The organism is Nocardia brasiliensis NBRC 14402, assembly GCF_000308475.2.
Classification (GTDB): domain Bacteria; phylum Actinomycetota; class Actinomycetes; order Mycobacteriales; family Mycobacteriaceae; genus Nocardia; species Nocardia brasiliensis.
On the sequence record NZ_BAFT02000054.1, the window covers coordinates 83,994 to 100,869 of the forward strand.

General features: G+C 69.0%; 13 protein-coding genes and 3 pseudogenes. 7 read left to right on the plus strand and 9 right to left on the minus strand.

Annotated elements, in window-relative coordinates; genetic code table 11:
- Positions 1-47: 47 nt before the first annotated feature.
- Positions 48-737: pseudogene (locus TY25_RS44770) on the plus strand (TRAM domain-containing protein); the annotation flags it as partial.
- A 729-nt stretch (positions 738-1,466) separates the two neighbouring features.
- Positions 1,467-1,703: pseudogene (locus tag TY25_RS44775) on the plus strand (class I SAM-dependent RNA methyltransferase); the annotation flags it as partial.
- A 152-nt stretch (positions 1,704-1,855) separates the two neighbouring features.
- Here TY25_RS44775 and TY25_RS16620 read toward each other — a convergent pair.
- Together TY25_RS16620 and TY25_RS16625 are read right to left on the minus strand one after the other, a co-directional pair.
- Positions 1,856-2,659, minus strand: a complete 804-nt coding sequence (locus TY25_RS16620; protein ID WP_042257146.1) for an enoyl-CoA hydratase — start codon at positions 2,657-2,659, stop codon at positions 1,856-1,858.
- Positions 2,660-2,730: 71 nt separating this feature from the next.
- Entirely contained in the window at positions 2,731-3,609 is an 879-nt protein-coding gene (locus TY25_RS16625; protein ID WP_042257147.1) for a CPBP family intramembrane glutamic endopeptidase, read from the minus strand.
- Between the two features lie 149 nt (positions 3,610-3,758).
- Here TY25_RS16625 and TY25_RS41705 point away from each other — a divergent pair.
- A pseudogene (locus TY25_RS41705) lies at positions 3,759-3,899 on the plus strand (DUF1330 domain-containing protein); the annotation flags it as partial.
- 38 nt (positions 3,900-3,937) lie between these two features.
- Here the strand turns inward: TY25_RS41705 and TY25_RS16630 are convergent.
- Together TY25_RS16630 and glsA are read right to left on the minus strand one after the other, a co-directional pair.
- The gene (locus TY25_RS16630; protein ID WP_042257148.1) at positions 3,938-4,618 is read right to left on the minus strand and encodes an SIMPL domain-containing protein; all 681 of its coding nucleotides are present in this window, start codon (positions 4,616-4,618) and stop codon (positions 3,938-3,940) included.
- Positions 4,619-4,746: 128 nt separating this feature from the next.
- Positions 4,747-6,612, minus strand: coding sequence for a glutaminase A (gene glsA / locus TY25_RS16635; RefSeq protein ID WP_081868917.1), 1,866 nt, complete (start codon positions 6,610-6,612; stop codon positions 4,747-4,749).
- A gap of 167 nt (positions 6,613-6,779) precedes the next feature.
- Between glsA and dxs the strand changes: the two genes are divergently transcribed.
- On the plus strand, positions 6,780-8,705 hold the full coding sequence (dxs, locus tag TY25_RS16640; RefSeq protein ID WP_042257150.1) for a 1-deoxy-D-xylulose-5-phosphate synthase: 1,926 nt from the start codon (positions 6,780-6,782) through the stop codon (positions 8,703-8,705).
- 56 nt (positions 8,706-8,761) lie between these two features.
- Positions 8,762-9,148 carry a DUF5655 domain-containing protein gene (locus TY25_RS16645; protein WP_146153915.1) on the plus strand — a complete coding sequence of 129 codons (387 nt, stop codon included), beginning with the start codon at positions 8,762-8,764 and terminating at the stop codon, positions 9,146-9,148.
- 104 nt (positions 9,149-9,252) lie between these two features.
- On the opposite strand, the gene TY25_RS16650 is transcribed toward TY25_RS16645, so the two are convergent.
- Together TY25_RS16650 and TY25_RS16655 are read right to left on the minus strand one after the other, a co-directional pair.
- The gene (locus TY25_RS16650; RefSeq protein WP_042257152.1) at positions 9,253-9,462 is read right to left on the minus strand and encodes a hypothetical protein; all 210 of its coding nucleotides are present in this window, start codon (positions 9,460-9,462) and stop codon (positions 9,253-9,255) included.
- 53 nt (positions 9,463-9,515) lie between these two features.
- Positions 9,516-10,250: a CGNR zinc finger domain-containing protein gene (locus TY25_RS16655; RefSeq protein ID WP_063602734.1), complete on the minus strand. Its 735-nt coding sequence runs from the start codon at positions 10,248-10,250 to the stop codon at positions 9,516-9,518.
- 96 nt (positions 10,251-10,346) lie between these two features.
- Between TY25_RS16655 and TY25_RS16660 the strand changes: the two genes are divergently transcribed.
- The gene (locus tag TY25_RS16660; RefSeq protein WP_042257154.1) at positions 10,347-10,760 is read left to right on the plus strand and encodes an SRPBCC family protein; all 414 of its coding nucleotides are present in this window, start codon (positions 10,347-10,349) and stop codon (positions 10,758-10,760) included.
- A 235-nt stretch (positions 10,761-10,995) separates the two neighbouring features.
- Here TY25_RS16660 and TY25_RS16665 read toward each other — a convergent pair whose 3' ends face one another.
- Together TY25_RS16665 and TY25_RS16670 are read right to left on the minus strand one after the other, a co-directional pair.
- Positions 10,996-12,249: a ribonuclease D gene (locus TY25_RS16665; protein WP_042257156.1), complete on the minus strand. Its 1,254-nt coding sequence runs from the start codon at positions 12,247-12,249 to the stop codon at positions 10,996-10,998.
- A gap of 151 nt (positions 12,250-12,400) precedes the next feature.
- Positions 12,401-13,039, minus strand: a complete 639-nt coding sequence (locus TY25_RS16670) for a DUF3000 domain-containing protein (protein WP_036561166.1) — start codon at positions 13,037-13,039, stop codon at positions 12,401-12,403.
- A 209-nt stretch (positions 13,040-13,248) separates the two neighbouring features.
- Between TY25_RS16670 and hemE the strand changes: the two genes are divergently transcribed.
- Positions 13,249-14,304 (plus strand): uroporphyrinogen decarboxylase, encoded by a 1,056-nt coding sequence (gene hemE, locus TY25_RS16675; protein ID WP_042257160.1) that lies wholly within the window; start codon positions 13,249-13,251, stop codon positions 14,302-14,304.
- A gap of 138 nt (positions 14,305-14,442) precedes the next feature.
- On the opposite strand, the gene gyrB is transcribed toward hemE, so the two are convergent.
- Positions 14,443-16,416 (minus strand): DNA topoisomerase (ATP-hydrolyzing) subunit B, encoded by a 1,974-nt coding sequence (gene gyrB / locus TY25_RS16680; RefSeq protein ID WP_042257161.1) that lies wholly within the window; start codon positions 16,414-16,416, stop codon positions 14,443-14,445.
- Positions 16,417-16,876 lie beyond the last annotated feature (460 nt).

A 16,876-nucleotide genomic window follows, 5' to 3' on the forward strand; every position in this document is an offset into this window, starting at 1 on the left:
GACAGTGGTGATGTGGTCGCGCGGCGCGGTGCGGAGGGGAAACCGGGATGAGTGATTGGCAGGGCAGCACATTCGAGGTGCGGCTCGGGCCGCCCGGGCACGGCGGATTCTGTGTGGCGCGGCACGAAGGGCGGGTGGTGTTCGTCCGGCACGGGCTGCCCGGCGAACTGGTGCGGGTGCGCGTCACCGAGGACCGCGGCGGATCGTTCTGTCGCGCCGACGCCATCGAGATCCTGGACCCGTCGCCGGATCGCGTGCCCGCCACCTGCCCGGTCTCCGGGCCCGGTGGCGCAGGTTGCTGCGATTTCTCTTTTGCGACACCGAAAGCGCAGCGGGCGCTGAAAGCTTCGGTCGTCGCCGAGCAGCTGCGCAGGCTCGCGGGGATCGAACGGGACGTCGTCGTCGAACCGATCACCGGTGCGGGCGACGTCACCAGCGGCTGGCGCACCCGCATCCGCCTCGCGGTCGACGCGTCCGGCCGGGCCGGCGTGCACCGCTACCGCAGCACCGAGGTCATCCCCGATCTCCGCTGCCCGCAACCGGTTTCCGGGGCCCTCGACGGCGTCGCCGACCGCCTGTGGACCCCCGGTGCCGACCTGGTGATCGCCGTCGACGGTGACGGTGTCCGCCACATCGTCGAACTGGCCCCCGCCGACCGCGGCCGACCCGAATCCCAGGATCGCCGCGGACGAGATCGCCGCGGCCGCCGCTCCACCCCCGACCCCCGCGAGTCGAGCGCCGAATGGGACGACACCGGCAGTCCGTCCGGCACCGGTCGGGGCGACAGTTCCGGCGCGCAGTCCGGCCGCCGGTCCGACGGCGGTACTGATGCGTCCGATGGTCGAAATGCGTTCGGCGACAGGCGATCCGGCGCGGGTGGGGCGGGGGCCGGTCCGGGTGGTGCGCGGGGTAGGCGGCGGCCCGGGGCGATCGGTGGGGTGCGGCATGGGGGCGATGGTCGTGGGAATCGGCGTCCGGAGTCGTTGCGGGCGGAGGCGGGGGAGCCTCGGGACGAGGTGCGGTATGCGGCCGACGGACGGTTGGAGGGTCCACAGGCGCAGGAGCGGCGCAGTGCGTCGGCGCGGCGCGCGGCCACGCATGCGGCGCGGGACGAATGGGTGGTCGCCGGAAGCGGGCGGGCCGTCGAATATGTGGCCGGGCGTCGCTGGGAGGTCGCCGCGACCGGTTTCTGGCAGGCGCACCACGGTGCGGCGCAATGCTATTCGGATCTGGTGGCGGAGTGGTCCGGGCTGCTGCCCGGTGGTATGGCTTGGGACTTGTACAGCGGCGCAGGAGTTTTCGCGGCCCGGCTGGCCGACCAGACCGGTCTGACCGGTGCGGTGTTCGCCGTCGAATCGGCCCGTCCGGCCGTCGCCGCCGGTAAAGCCGCGCTCCGCGACCTGACTTGGCTGGAACAGCACGCCCAGCGGGTAGAACGCTGGGTCGCCGACCGCATCGACGCCGCCGCCCCCGACGTCGTCGTCCTGGACCCGCCGCGCGCGGGCGCGGGCAAGGAGGTCATCCGCGCTTTGACCACCACCGCCCCCGCCCGCATCATCCACATCGGTTGCGATCCAGCCTCTTTCGCCCGTGACCTCGGCCTCTATCAAGCCGCAGGCTATCGCCTGGCCGACCTGCGCGCCTTCGACGCCTTCCCCGGCACCCACCACGTCGAATGCGTAGCCCTCCTCGACCGCCCCTGATGCCAGATGGCCGGGCCCCCCATTCGGCGCGGATGTGGCGTCGATCAGTTGACCAACGCCGCACCCATGCGGCGCGGGTGTGTCGGCGCGCCGGCGGCGGCACTGCGCCGCAGAGTGGCGTTGTGCGGGCCGGTTCGATCGGCGCCCCTGATTCAGTCGGTGTAGGTGGGTGGGCGGCGGTCGCGGCGGGCGCGGATCGCTTCGTCGAAGTTGCCGGTGGTCAGGCGGACGTAGAGCTGGGCCAAACCTTCGTGTTGCAGATGGGATTCGAAGCTGCCTGCCTCCATGCCGCTCCACAGCATGCGTTTGGTGAGTTCGGTGCCGACGCGACTGAAACCGATGATGCGCTCGGCCAGGTCGTAGCAGGTGTCGAGCAAGTCGGCGGCCGGGACGGTGCGGGAGACGAGGCCGATGCGTTCGGCTTCGGCGGCGTCGACGTCGCGGCCGGACAGCATGATCTCGAAAGCCCGGGACGCGCCGATGGCGCGCGGCAGCAGGTAGCTGATGCCGAGTTCGGTCGAGGTCAGACCGTTGTTGATGCCTGCGGCGCGAAAGTAGGCGGCCGGCGCGGCGATTCGGATGTCGGTGGCGACGCTGAGGCAGAATCCGCCGCCGATCGCGGCCCCGTTGATCGCACCGATCACCGGCTGGTGCATGCGGCGCAGGGTGATGATCACATCGTTGAGCAGATCCATCGACCGGCGCGCGACACTGGTGACGGTGAGCCCGTCGACATTCGGCACTGTGCCTGCGCTCTGCAGGTCGGCACCGGAGCAAAACCCCTGCCCCGCTCCGGTCAACACCACAACCCGAATGTCGTTGTCGGCGCTGATCTCTTCCAGCGCCTCGCGCAGCGGAATCATCACGTCGAACGCCATCGCGTTCATCCGATCCGGCCGGTTGAGCGTGACAACGGCAATATGCGGCCGCGGCGTATCGACGAGCACGAACGACATACGGTCTCCTTGACCCCCGGCAGCAAACTGAAACAGGTTCTACTGTAGCCGCCGCCCCATGCGGCCCTCTATCAGCCGAGGGAGGGTTGAGGGTGGGGTGGGAGGGGGTGTGGGCGGGGTGCTCGTGGCCGGATCGGGAACCAGGCGAAGAGGGCGAGGGCGGTGACGGTGAGGACGCCCCAGCCGACGAAGCCGTAGCCGGCGAATAGCGGGTTCGGTTCGTGTTCAGGGGAACTGACCAGGCTGAACAGGACTGCGCCTGCGTTGAGTGCGGCGTGGGCGACGGCGCAGGGCCAGATGCTGCCGGTGTGCAGCCGTAGCCAGCCCAGGATCGCCCCGAACGGTACGCAGAAGCCGATGAAGGCGAGGGCCGCCCACGCGCCGAGGTTCGGATAGTTGTAGCCGAGCAGGGTCAACGGCGCATGCCAGAGCGCCCAGATGACGCCGGTGGCGACGAGTCCGGCGGCGATACCGAGCCGCCGCGTGAGCTGCGGCAGTAACCAGCCGCGCCAGCCGATTTCCTCGCCGAGCGCGAAAGGCAGTGTGCTGAGCGTGGTCACGGTCAGGGTTTCGGCGAGCACCGCGGCGAGGGTGTGCGCCGAACCGAACTCGAACACGTACAGCCCGGACAGTGCGCTCAACGCGAACGCCACCCACAGGAACAGCGGCGCCGCGAACCAGGCCACCACCGTGACCCGCACCGTATGCGGGGGCCGTTTGCCGAGCCGTAACCCGTTCTGGCTCAACAACTCCGCCCAGCCGAGCCGCCGGTACCGCCACACCGCGAGCACGCCCAGCGCAGGCGTCAGCATCATCACCGCGGCACCGGTGTGCAACCACAGTCCGGAACGTAAACCCGCACCGTCGATCCATGGACCGGCGGCAACCGCCCACGCGGCGCCATAGGCCACCAGCAGGAACAGAACGAAATCAGTGCGCCGAGCGATCATCCGACATCCTCGCCAGAGTCGTGCTGTCTTACCTACTTCGACGCACGGTCCATCGGCTCGGTTCCATCGCGGCCGAAATCCCCTCGGGCGCAGGGCGTCGCAAGATCGAGTCGGTACCGCCTCGGCGCGCGGGCCCTAGAGTCGCGGACATGACCGTCTATGTGATCGCGCAGATGAAATTCACCGACCGCGCCGCCTACGATCGCTACCAGGCGCGCTTCCTCGAGGTCTTCGCCCGCCATTCCGGCACGCTGCTCGCGGCCGACGAGTCGCCGCAGGTGGTGGAAGGCACGGGTAAGTCATTGCGCCACAATCGGTAAGCGGCGAGCTAGTCCAGCTGCCAGGTGACGCGGATACCCGCGGAGATCTCGCTCTCCCCGAGTTCCACCGGCACCGGTGCCGCGCCGTAGGCATCCATCGCCACCGACATCGCTTTCAGGCGGGGCGCCGAAGGCGGTGCGGCAGAGGTGTTCTCGGTGATCTCGAGGACCGCGCCGAGCGAACGTCCGGCCCGTTCGGCGTACTGCTGCGCCTTCGCCACCGCGTTCTCCCACGCGGCGTCGCGCGCCTGCACGAGCAGCGACTCCTGGTCGGCGAAGGTGAGATTGAGCCCGCCGAGGCGAACGTCGTCCCCGCCTGCGTCGACGGCGTTGGCGATGATCACCGCCGGACCCGGATCGGCGTCGTCCCCGATCTCCCGCAGTGCCACGGTCAGCGAGGTGCTCGCCAGGTATCCGGTGATCCGGTTGCCCTCACCCTCGGTCCACACCGTCTCGGTGTGGATCGACAGACCGCTGGTCGCGATATCGGTGCCGGCGACCCCGTCGGAGCGCAGCGAGGCGCTGACCGCGGCGATCCGCTCACCGGCCCGGCTGTAGGCCAGCGCGACCTTGTTCGCCCGGCATTCGATGGAGATCGTGACGCGCATCAGGTCGGGTGTCGCGCGGGCGGTGCCCTGGCCGAACAGGGTGACGGTGCCCGCCTTGCGGGAATCGGACTTCTTGCTCACTGCACGCTCCTCGGTCGGTCGATGGTTCGGGCTCCGGTCTGCTCAACGGTCGGCGGCGCGAAATCGTCCCCGCCGCGCGCTACTGCGTGCCACCTCTCGTCACCACCCGCGACACGCACGCGCACCACTCAATAGTCGCCGCCGCGCACCGCGATCGCGCGCACCGCCGCGTCCATCTGCGCGTACGCGCCCGCGGCGAGTCGCTCGAGCAGCGCGAGCTTCAACTGCGGCGCCTGCGAGGTGAGCTGATCGAAGCGCGCAGGACTGAGCACCGCCACCCGCACACCGGCCTCGGCCCTGGCCTCGTTCGCGAACGCCGCGCCGACCAGCATCGGAATCTCGCCGAAGGACATCCCCGCGGACAGGCTGACGAGCCGATGGGTGCGGGAATCGCTGCCCAGGAACGTGATCCGGACCCGGCCCTCCAGGATCAGGTACAGGCCGGAGCGGGCGCTCCCGCGGGCGGCGATCACCTCGCCGCGCGCGAACGTGCGCACTTCGAATTCCTTGGCCAGGCGTGTCCGATCATCCTGCGCGAGCGACATGAGCGCCGGATGGTCCTCGATCGCGATGGAGGTGCACACCGGTTCGTCGGCGGGCCGGTGTCGCTCGAGCACGATGTCCTCGCACCATTCGGTGGCGGTGTCCCGGTCGATGAACACCCGGCCGCGCGGGTCGTCCGGGTCCAGGCTGGACACCATGTGCCCGAGTTTGGCGTCGGGATCCACCAGCGCGACCCGCACGCCGACGGCGGCGAGTTCGGTGTGTAGATCGTCGAGCATCCGCACCGCGATCGTGCTCACCTCACCGACCCGGCGCAGGTCGACCACGAGCGCCTCGAGCTCGCCGGCCTGCTCCTCGATGCTGCGCACCGCGCTCTCCGCGCCCGCGAACAACAGGTCACCGTGCAATTCGTAGACCCGGGCGCGGTGCCCGTGCTCGGCCAGCACCGCGATCTCCTCGGTGGTCCGGCGCAACCGCGAGGGCACTTCGGCGACCGAGTAGCCGGCCCGGATCGCGGTCCGCGCCGCCCGCGTGACGTGCAGGAAGTGCAGTTCCAGCCGCTGCGACAGCTCACGACACGCCGAGACGCCACGCACACTGTTGCCGTGCGGGTCCAGGCGCGGCGAGTACACCGCGATGCCGATCTGGCCGGGCAGCACCGCGACGATGCCGCCGCCGACCCCGCTCTTCGCGGGCAATCCGACGGTGCTGACCCAGTCGCCCGCCGCGTTGTACATGCCGCACGTGGTCATCACGCTGAGCACCCGCTCGGTCAACGCGGTGGTCAGCGCCCGCTCCCCGGTCACCGGGTTGCGCCCGTTGTTCGCCAGCGTCGCCGCCATCAGCGCGAGATCGCGGCAGGTCACGTCGATCGAGCACTGCCGGAAGTAGCGGTCGACCGCCTCGTCCGGATCGGAATCGATGATGCCGAACGAGCGCAGCATGTAGCCGATCGCGCGATTGCGGAATCCGGTGCGCGCCTCGGAGGCGTACACCGCCTCGTTCATGCGCAGTTCGCGGCCCGCGAAACGCGAATAGCAGGCGCGGATGCGTTCGAAACGCTCAGCGGCGTCGTGCCCGGTGATCAACGACGCCGCGGTGATGGCGCCCGCGTTGATCATCGGATTGCGCGGCCGCTCGGTCACCGGGTCCAGACTGATCTCGTTGAACGCCTCGCCGGAGGGTTCCACGTCGATGCGCTCGTCCACCGCGTCGGTGCCGCGATCGGCCAGCGCGAGCGCGTAGGTGAACGGCTTGGAGATCGACTGAATGGTGAACGAAGTCTCCATCTCGCCGGTGCCGTATATCCGCCCGTCCGCGGTGGCCAGGCACAGTGCGAACGAATCCGGCTGCACCGCAGCCAGTTCGGGAATGTAATCGGCCAACGCGCCGGATTCGTCGGAGCGGCACAGCTGGTAGACGTCGCTGACGATCCTGGACACGACGCCCGGTTCGATTGTCCTGTCGATCGCCTCTTCGGCCTGGGCCACACGATCACTCTAGGCCGAGTACGGTATGCCGAGGCTCACATTTCGGTTCGATGTCGGCTGGTGATCGTCGTGGCAGGGTGGGACAGTTGGGTTCTCGTATGAGGGCACTGCCGACCGCTCCGTAGACTGATCGGATCAGAAGCGCTATCCGGAGGGAGCGAGTTCAGGTGGGAGTGCTTTCCCGGGTCGACACGCCCGAAGATCTGCGTCCGCTGACCGCGCCGCAGTTGCGTGAGCTGGCGGACGAAATCCGCGAGTTCCTGGTGCAGAAGGTCGCCGCGACCGGTGGGCACCTCGGCCCGAACCTCGGCGTGGTCGAGTTGACCATCGCCCTGCACCGGATCTTCGACTCGCCTGCCGACCCGCTGATCTTCGACACCGGCCACCAGGCCTACGTGCACAAGATCCTGACCGGCCGCAAGGACCAGTTCGACGACCTGCGCAAGAAGGGCGGCCTGTCCGGCTACCCGAGCCGGTCCGAGAGCGCGCACGACTGGGTCGAGTCCTCGCACGCGTCCGCGTCGCTGTCCTACGCGGACGGGCTGGCGAAGGCGTTCCAGCTGAGCGGGCAGAACCGGCACGTGGTCGCGGTCGTCGGCGACGGCGCCCTCACCGGCGGCATGTGCTGGGAGGCGCTCAACAACATCGCGGGCGCGCCGGACCGTCCCGTCGTCATCGTGGTCAACGACAACGGCCGCTCCTACGCGCCCACCATCGGCGGACTCGCCGACCGGTTGACCGCCCTGCGCACCCAGCCCGCCTACGAGCACGCGCTCGACGCCGGGAAGCGGATCATCAAGAGCATCCCGCGGGTCGGGGAGTCCGCGTACTCGATGATGCACGCGGTGAAAGCCGGGATAAAAGACGCGGTCAGCCCGCAGGAGCTGTTCAGCGACCTCGGCATGAAATACGTCGGCCCGGTCGACGGACACGACATCGTCGCGATGGAAGCCGCGCTGCGCCGTGCCAAGGACTTCGGCGGACCCGTCGTGGTGCACGCGGTGACGCAGAAGGGCCGCGGTTACGCGCCCGCGGAGAACCACATCGCCGACCAGATGCACGCCTGCGATCCGATCGATCCGCTCACCGGCCGGCCCGTCGGCGGGCCGAAGGCGCTGGGCTGGACCGCGGTGTTCTCGCAGGAGCTCATCGCGCACGCCGAGCAGCGGGACGACATCGTCGCCATCACCGCCGCCATGCCGGGCCCCACCGGGCTCGCGCCGTTCGGTGAGCGCTTCCCGGAGCGGATGTTCGATGTCGGCATCGCCGAACAGCACGCCATGGCTTCCGCGGCCGGGCTCGCGCTCGGCGGCATGCACCCGGTCGTCGCGATCTACTCGACCTTCCTCAACCGGGCCTTCGACCAGTTGCTGATGGACGTCGCGCTGCTGAAGCAGCCGGTGACCATCGTGCTGGACCGCTCCGGCATCACCGGGCCCGACGGCGCCAGCCACAACGGCATGTGGGACCTCTCGGTGCTCGGCATCGTCCCCGGTATCCGGGTGGCCGCGCCGCGCGATGCCGCCACCCTGCGCGAAGAACTCGCCGAGGCGCTCGCCGTCAACGACGGGCCCACCGCGATCCGCTTCCCCAAAGGCAGTGTCGCCGACGATATCTCGGCGGTCGAACGGCTCGACGGCGTCGACGTGCTGCGGCTGGCCTCGGTCGACCGCAGCGACGACACCGCGCTCGACGGCGGCGGTTCGGTGCAGGCGGTGCGCGGTGACGTGCTGCTCGTCGCGGTCGGCTCGTTCGCCGAGCTCGCCCTGCAGGCGGCGGATCTGCTGGAGAACGAAGGGGTTTCGGTCACCGTCATCGACCCGCGCTGGGTCCTGCCCATCTCCGACACCCTGGTCAAACTCGCCGAAAACTACCGGCTGGTGGTGACTTTGGAGGACGGCGGGCTGCACGGCGGCATCGGCTCCACCGTTTCGGCCCGCCTGCGCAACTCCGGCCTCGACATCCCCACCCGCGACCTCGGCGTCCCCCAGCAGTTCCTCGACCACGCGTCCCGCGGCGAGGTACACGCCGAACTCGGTTTGACGGCACCGGATATCGCCCGCCGGATCGGTGGGTGGCTCGCGGCCCGATAACCGCGGCATCGCACCGTACGCGGGCCGCAGTGGACGGGACGGGCGATAATGCCGGGGTGGACGAACGTGCCGTCGAGCGGTTGTTCGCGGATCGGCCCGAGGCCTTGCGGCTGTTCCGTGCTTTCGTGCCGCGGATCGCGGAGTTGGGTGGGATCGGCGCCGAGGTGATGAAGACACAGGTCTCCTTCGCCGCGGACCGCAAGTTCGCCTGGCTGTGGCCGCTGCCGGTCAGCCGGGGGACACCACCGGACGTCCTGATGCTCACCCTGGTCACGCGTTCCCGGTTCACCGACCCGCTGATCCGCAGCGCGGAGCAGAACCGGCCCGGCACCTGGACCCTGCAGATCCGCATCACCGACGAGTCGGTCATCGAGCGCGTACTGGACGCCGGTTGGCTCGACGCGGCCTACGACTTCGGCCTCCAGCGCCCCCGCGAGCCGTAACGCGTAGAACCCGCACCCCTTCTGCGGATTCGCACCCCGACTTGCCGTGGGACACGCCGTGGTTCGTGCCGGAAAGGGTGCGGGATGTCCGGGTGCCGCACGACTCAGGCGGGCCGCTCCGGCTCCTCGCGGTGCGCGATCGGCGCAGCCCCCTGAACCGCCCTGAGCTTGTGGACGTTGGCTTTCGCCCAGGCTCTGATGGCGATGTCTTCCGGGCTCGCGCGCGGCGTCCAGCGGCCGTGCCGCACGCTTTCCGCGCGCATCCGGTGTGCGGTGAGAAGCTGCGAGAGCTGTTCGAACTCGGTCGGTGTCACGAAGGCCAGGTAGTAGTAGTCCCGCGACCGCCGAGCCGTTCGATGTTCGGTGCTCAGGGGGCGGCTCGGCGGCGGTGGGAGGCGCGGACTTTCACGCGGTTGCCGCAGACGTTCATCGAGCACCAGGTGCGGCCGCGGTTGCGGGAGTGGTCGTAGAAGGCCCAGCGACAGCTCGGTTCGCGGCAGGCCTTCATGCGGGTCCAGGTGCCTGCGCTGACGGCGGCGAAGACGTCGGCGAGCATGGTGGCGAGGGCGAAATCGACCGGGTCGTCGGTGTGCGGCACCAGACGTGGTTGCGGTCCGGTGATGTCGAGCACGAGCGGCAGCATGTCGGTGAGCGTCCGGCACTTCTGAAAGGCCTGCGGATCGAGACCGTCCGGCCGCGGGCTCGTCACGGGTGCCGCATTGTTCTCCGCCAGCAACGCCCGCAACCCCTCGCGCAAATACAACGCCCGCTGCAATCCGCCCGCGTCGACCAACCCACCCCTCGATCCAGCGGTCCCGCCGGAGTGCGGCACGCCGCGCGCCTCAGAGCGGGCGGCTCGCGGCTCCTGGTAGTGCACCGTCGAACTGGAGGCCGCATCGGCTGTGTTCGGCGTGACGGGCGCACCGCGGGTGTCGGCCGGATCCGCGGCGGGGGACAGGAGGCCATGGGTATTCAGCCACGCGAGTAGCTGGGCGGGGCTGGTCAGGTGGTCGCCGTCGGCGCGGCGGGTGTTGACGAACTCCACGATGCGGTGCAGGGCGGGGGTGCGTTGTCGGCGGGGTGGACCGGACTTGGCATCCAACCATCGTAACTACCGATTGACGGTAGGGGGTTACCTAACTATCGTTCGGCGAACGCTAGTTATTTCGCTGACGTGAGCCGAAAAGGAGATCTGGTCATGGCATCGGTACGGAAAGAACTGGTCGTGGATGCGGACCCCGCGCAGATCTGGGACATCATCCGGGACTTCGCCGACGGGCCGACGCGCATGGCACCGGGGTTCGCCGTGCGCAGCGCGCTAGAGGAGCCCGGCTATCGCGTGGTCGATTTCGCCGACGGCTCGGTGCTGCGGGAACGGCTCGTCGTCATCGAGGAGGACAAGCGCCGCTTCGTCTACTCGATCGTGGGCGGCAGCGTCACGCCCGAGCACAACAACGCCTGTATGCAGGTCTTCCCGCACGGCGCAGGGCAGACCCGCTTCGTCTGGACCCACGACGTTCTGCCGGACGCCCTGGCCGAACCCTTCGCCGCCGCGATGGACAACGGGCTCGCCGTCTTCGGCCGATCCGCAGCAAGCACAACCACACCCTGACCCCGGCCCGCCGCGGCCGCAAACATTTCGTGGCGACGAGGCACGGTGAACGCACGCCTCGCGTTGCGCCGTTCGCCGATAGAGCGGCTGATTGCAGCCAGCGCCCGGCAAGTTGCGGTGGCCCCGCAGCGCGGCTGATTGCAGCCTGCGCACGACGACTCACGGTCACGTGCGGTCCACCAGGCTCGCCGCGTGCGACGCGCCACGGTGAAGTCGCGGTCCCGCGCTCCGCAACTCAGGGCGGTGTCAGGGCGACGGTCAGTGGGGGGACGGCGAGTTCACGCTGCCACTGCCTGGCTCCGCCGGATTTGAGGAAGCCGTCGATGGCGGCGGCCAGTTCCTCGGGGGAGTCGGGGGCGCGGTCGTAGTCGGGGAGTCCGTCCCAGCAGAGGCGGCGGACGAGGTCCGGGGACAGCAGGTTTTCCACGGGAATCGAATGCTTCGTGGAGAGTTCGCCCATGGCGGTGCGCGCGCGAGTCAGCCGGGCGGCGGCGGCGGGATCGCGGCGCTCCCACCGGTTCACCGGGGGCGGACCGTCGAACGGCTGGGTGAGCGGCGGTAGTTCGGTGTCGGGCATGGTGCGGCCGCGGTCGACGGCGGCCAGCCATTCGCGCGAGTACCGCCGCTGCCGCGGTCCGCCGAACACCGGTAGTCCGCGCAGTTGAGCAATGGTTTTCGGGTCGGCCGTCACGGCGGCGATGATGGCGGCGTCGGGCAGGATCCGCGCGGGTGCGACGTCGCGGGCGCGGGCGAGCGCGTCCCGGGTGGTCCATAGTTCGCGGACGACGGCCAACTGCCTGGCCCGGCGCAGGGTGTGGATGCCCGAGGTGCGCCGCCAGCGGTCCGCCTTCGGTGCGGGCGGTTCGGTGGTCCTGACGTGCTCGAATTCCTGTGCCGCCCAATCGCTCTTGCCTTGCGCGTCGAGTTCGGCCGCTACCGCGTCACGCAGTTCGAGGAGCAGTTCGACGTCGAGTGCCGCGTAGTTGAGCCATTCGTCGGGCAGCGGCCGGGTGGACCAGTCGGCCGCGCCGTGTCCCTTGCGTAGTGCGTGTCCCAACAGGTTTTCCACCATGGCGGCCAGGCCGACGCGTTCGAATCCGGCGAGCCGCCCGCCCAGTTCGGTGTCGAACAGCCGCTGCGGGCGTAGGCCGAGTTCGGCGAGGCCGGGCAGATCCTGGTCGGCCGAATGCAATACCCATTCCAGGTCGTTGATCGCGGCGGCGAGCGGGGCCAGGGCGTCGGTCACGGGGATCGGATCGATGAGAAAAGTGCCTGCGCCTTTGCGGCGGAGCTGGATCAGATAGGCGCGCGCCGAATACCGGAATCCTGAGGCACGTTCGGCGTCGACGGCGAGCGGGCCGGTGCCCGCGGCGAGACGATCGGCGGCCGCGGCGATTTCGGCGGCGGTGTCCAGTACCGGAGGCACGCCATCCACCGGCGCGAGCAGGGGAGGCGCGCCGGTGGTTTCGGATTCTTCGGGTACGGACATGTTGTTGAACTTTACGTGCAGGGGTGCGGCCGTCGTCGTCCTATCGGACTTCCGTGTGTCGGAATGACGAACGGCAGCGCAATCGTTGTCGGCTTTCGTTCATCTCAACGCCGCGGCACCGGTCTGTCTTCCGCTCGGCCGCGAAAAATCGCTACCGCTTGTCGGCGGAACCGCCGGGACGCATCTCCAGCTGTGTGATCCCGGCCGGCGGTAGTCCGGCGGCGTAGGCGAGGACTTCGCAGAAGCCCTCCACGTGCGGCCGGATGTCGGTGGTGACGGCGGTCCAGGAGGCGCGTAGTTCCAGCTGGTGCGCCCGGGGCGGACCCGCGATATCGCCGTAGCGCACCGAACTCGTCGAGGTCACCGTGCCGCCGAGCGCGGTGAACGGCTCGGAGCGCGATTCGAGCGCGTCCACCAGCCAGCTCCACGCCACCTCGGGCAGCAGCGGGTCGGTGGCCAGGGCGGCGTCGATATCGGCCTGGATGTAGGCGACCAAGCGCAGCGTGCCGTGCCAGGCGTCGTCACCGTCGGGGTCGTGCAGCAGGATCAGTCTGCCGAACGCGTCGCCTTCCGAATCGACCGGCACGACACCGGATTCCGGATGTTTTACCTCGGCACCGAGTGCGTACGAGTAGGGAGCCAGACGTTGCGGCGGCCGAATGGGCGCAAGCTCGATCCGAGGGTGCACTGTAGCGGTCCCCATCGCATCGACCGCGGCGCGAAATTGAGCTGGCTCGCCATGAGGTCCCTCGGTCGGTGCGGCGCCGTCGCGGAAGTCGAGCGGTGTCACGAAGGGGACGGTAGACCTTGCGCACCCCGCACAGGCGGAGGCGCGCCGCTGGAGTCGGCGCGGGCTGCGCCGGAAGTTGCGTGGTAGCACAGGCCGTGCCGGCGGATCGGCCCGCGCGACGGGCGCGTCCGACCGGTCGGCAGGCTCGGGCGCGCTACGCCACCGGTGTCCGGATCGGGCCGGTTCGCGGGCCGCATACGATAGCCGTGATGAGCACATACACCCGCCGCCGCCTGACCGATGCCCCGTTCCTGGCCGCCGCCACCGGCGCGACGCCGAGCCGGCGCCCGGTGTGGTTCATGCGTCAAGCCGGACGGTCGCTGCCCGAGTACCGCGAGCTGCGCAAGGGCGTCGGCATGCTCGAGTCCTGTTTCGATCCGGAGCTGGTGTGTGAGATCACCCTGCAGCCGATCCGCAGGCACCGGGTGGACGCGGCGATCCTGTTCTCCGACATCGTGGTTCCGTTGAAGGCCGCGGGGGTCGATCTGGATATCGTGCCCGGCGTCGGTCCGGTGATCGCGGCGCCGGTGCGCACCGTCGACGATGTGCGCGCCCTGCCGAGATTGCGCCCGGAGGAAGTGGGGGCGGTGACCGACGGGGTGCGGCTGCTGGTCGACGCGCTCGGCGAGACGCCGCTGATCGGGTTCGCGGGCGCACCGTTCACTCTCGCCTCCTATCTGGTCGAGGGCGGACCGAGCAAGAACCACGAGCGCACCAAGTCGATGATGTACGCCGACCCGCAGACCTGGCACGCGCTGCTCGGCGCGCTCACCGATATCACCATCGCGTTCTTGCAGGCGCAACTGGCGGCGGGGGTCGACGCGATCCAGCTGTTCGATTCGTGGGCGGGCGCGCTGTCGCTGGCCGACTACCGCCGGTTCGTGCTGCCGCATTCGGAGCGGGTGTTCGCCGAGGTCGCCGCCGCCGGCGTGCCGCGCATCCACTTCGGTGTGGGCACGGGCGAGCTGCTCGGCGCGATGGGCGAGGCCGGCGCCGACGTGGTCGGCGTGGACTGGCGGGTGCCGCTCACCGAGGCCGTCCGCCGGGTCGGGCCCGGAAAAGCGTTGCAGGGCAATCTCGATCCGGCCGTGCTGTTCGCGGGCGCGGCGGCGGTCGAAGCCGAGGCCCGCCGGATCGCGGCCGAGGCGGACGAAGCGATCACCTTGGGCGCCAAGGGACATATCTTCAATCTCGGGCACGGCGTCCTGCCCGATACCGATCCCGGCGTGCTGACCGCGCTGGTCGAATTGATCCACGAGCTGTAGCGCGGCCGCTCGCCGCACCGGTGGCGGAATACTCCGCCACCGGTGACATCGGAGAACAGCACGTCGCCTGCGGCCGGTACCGGTGCCGCTTCGAGCAAGCCGGTGGCCGAGTACCGCCGACCCGGCCTGGGGCGGTGCTCAAAGATCCAGGAAGCGAACGTCTTTCGCGTTGCGGGTGATGAACGTGCGGCGGGCTTCGACGTCTTCACCCATCAGGATGGAGAACAGCTCGTCGGCGGCCGCCGCGTCGGCGAGCGTGACGCGGCGCAGGATGCGGGTCCGCGGATCCATGGTGGTCTCCCACAGTTCCTTGGCGTTCATTTCGCCCAGACCCTTGTAGCGCTGCACGCCGTCGTCCTTGTTGATCTTCTTGCCGCCTGCGAGCCCGTCCGCGAGGAGCGTGTCGCGTTCCCGGTCGGAGTAGGCGAACTCGGCCTCGCCGCGCTGCCACTTGAGCTTGTACAGCGGCGGCTGCGCCAGATACACGTGCCCCTCCTCGATGAGTGGGCGCATGAACCGGAACAGCAGCGTGAGCAGCAGTGTGGTGATGTGCTGGCCGTCGACGTCGGCGTCGGCCATCAGCACGATCTTGTGGTACCGCAGCTTGGCGAGGTCGAACTCGTCGTGGATCCCGGTGCCGAAGGCGGTGATGATCGCCTGTACCTCGTTGTTCTTCAATACCCGGTCGATACGGGTCCGTTCGACGTTGATGATCTTTCCGCGCAGCGGCAGGATCGCCTGATACATCGAGTCGCGGCCGGATTTGGCCGAGCCGCCGGCCGAATCACCCTCCACGATGTAGATCTCGGAACGGCCCGGGTCCTTGGACCGGCAGTCGGCCAGCTTGCCCGGCAGGCCACCCAGATCGGAGGCGGACTTGCGGCGCACCAACTCTCGCGCCTTGCGCGCGGCGGTCCGCGCCTGGGCCGAGGAAATCGCCTTGGTCACCACGGTTTTCGCGTCGGCGGGGTTCGCCTCGAACCAGTGCGTGAGGTGCTCGTTGCACGATTTCTGCACCAGCGAACGGATTTCGGTGTTGCCCAGCTTGGTCTTGGTCTGACCCTCGAACTGCGGCTCCAACACCTTCACACTGACGATCGCGGCCAGCCCCTCGCGGATGTCGTCACCGGTGAGGCTGCCGTCCTTGTCTTTGAGCAGCTTCTTGTCTTTGGCGTATTTGTTGACCACCGTGGTCAGTGCCGAACGGAACCCCTCCTCGTGGGTGCCGCCGTCCTTGGTGTTGATCGTGTTGACGAAGGAGTGCACCGACTCCGAATAGCCGGAGTTCCACTGCATCGCCACCTCGACGCTGGTGCCGGGGCCGGTGCTGGTGAACCCGATGATGGAGTTGTGGATCGGCTGCTTGGTGCGGTTGATGTGGCGGACGAAATCCTCGAGACCGCCCGGATAGCAGAAGGAGCGCGTACTCGGCTCCGTCGCGGCGGTCCCGCGTTCGTCGGTGAGGGTGATGGTGAGGCCCCTGTTCAGGAATGCCGTTTCCTGCAGGCGGCGCGCGACCGCCTCGAAGGTGTAGGTGGTGGTCTCGAAGATGTTCGGGTCGGCCCAGAACCGCGTGGTGGTTCCCGTGCGGTCGGTCGGTGCGCCGCGAACCAGTTCGTCGGGCTCGGCGTCGATGTAGGTCTGCGTCCAGTGGTATCCGTCGCGGTCGATCTCCAATTCGACTCTGGCGCACAGGGCATTGACCACCGAGAGGCCGACACCGTGCAGGCCGCCGGAGAACTCGTAGGTATCGGAGTCGAACTTGCCGCCCGCGTGCAGTCGCGTCATCACCACCTCGACGGTGGGGATGCCGAGCGCGTGCAGCTCGACCGGGATGGCGCGGCCGCTGTCGACCACCTGGACGCCGCCGTCGGCCAGCAGCGTGACGTCGATCCGATCGCCGTAACCTGCCATCGCCTCGTCGACGGAGTTGTCCACGATCTCCTTGATCAAATGGTGCAGGCCGGCCTCGCCGGTGGATCCGATGTACATGCCGGGCCGTAGGCGCACCGCGTCGAGCCCCTCGAGCACGGTGACGTTGGACGCGTTGTAGCCCTGCTTGTCCGATGCCGCCTCGGCGGATCGCGTCGGGGTGGAGTGGTTGGTAGCCACGAGTCGGTAACTCTCCTCACATGCCGTATCCGGCGGGCCGGCTCAGCGCGCAGCAGTCCCCCCGGTATGCCGACGCGGCACAACGAGTTGATCGGGGAATCAGAGACCTGTCTGCGAGCTGGACGTCGCGGCCCCACCGGAAGCGCCCAGAAAACTTGTCGTCTCCCATCATACCGTTGGCCTAGTTTCCGAAGGGGCTCATGCGATTTTGAAGGCCGATTAAACACACCTAGACACTCCTGTGGTCGTCCAGAATTGATGTTTCCAATCCCCCCTATGTGAACGGACGTCTAATCCATCCACGACGACGTTGGGTGTCATTTGGTCGAAATCGGTCAAATGAGCCAAATCGGTCAATTTCGTGGGTGATTCGGGCGCGCTGTCGTCCGGCACGGGAAGGGTGCCGCCCGTCCTCCGGCGGACCGGTGGGCCGCGCGGCCGGAACGGGGGATAGCGTCGA

Coding starts and splice junctions, on each gene's coding strand:
- TY25_RS16660 (WP_042257154.1), top strand. CDS start 10,347: ATGGCATCGGTACGGAAAGAACTGGTCGTGGATGCGGACCCCGCGCAG.
- TY25_RS16665 (WP_042257156.1), bottom strand. CDS start 12,249: ATGTCCGTACCCGAAGAATCCGAAACCACCGGCGCGCCTCCCCTGCTC.
- TY25_RS16620 (WP_042257146.1), bottom strand. CDS start 2,659: ATGTCGTTCGTGCTCGTCGATACGCCGCGGCCGCATATTGCCGTTGTC.
- hemE (WP_042257160.1), top strand. CDS start 13,249: ATGAGCACATACACCCGCCGCCGCCTGACCGATGCCCCGTTCCTGGCC.
- TY25_RS16625 (WP_042257147.1), bottom strand. CDS start 3,609: ATGATCGCTCGGCGCACTGATTTCGTTCTGTTCCTGCTGGTGGCCTAT.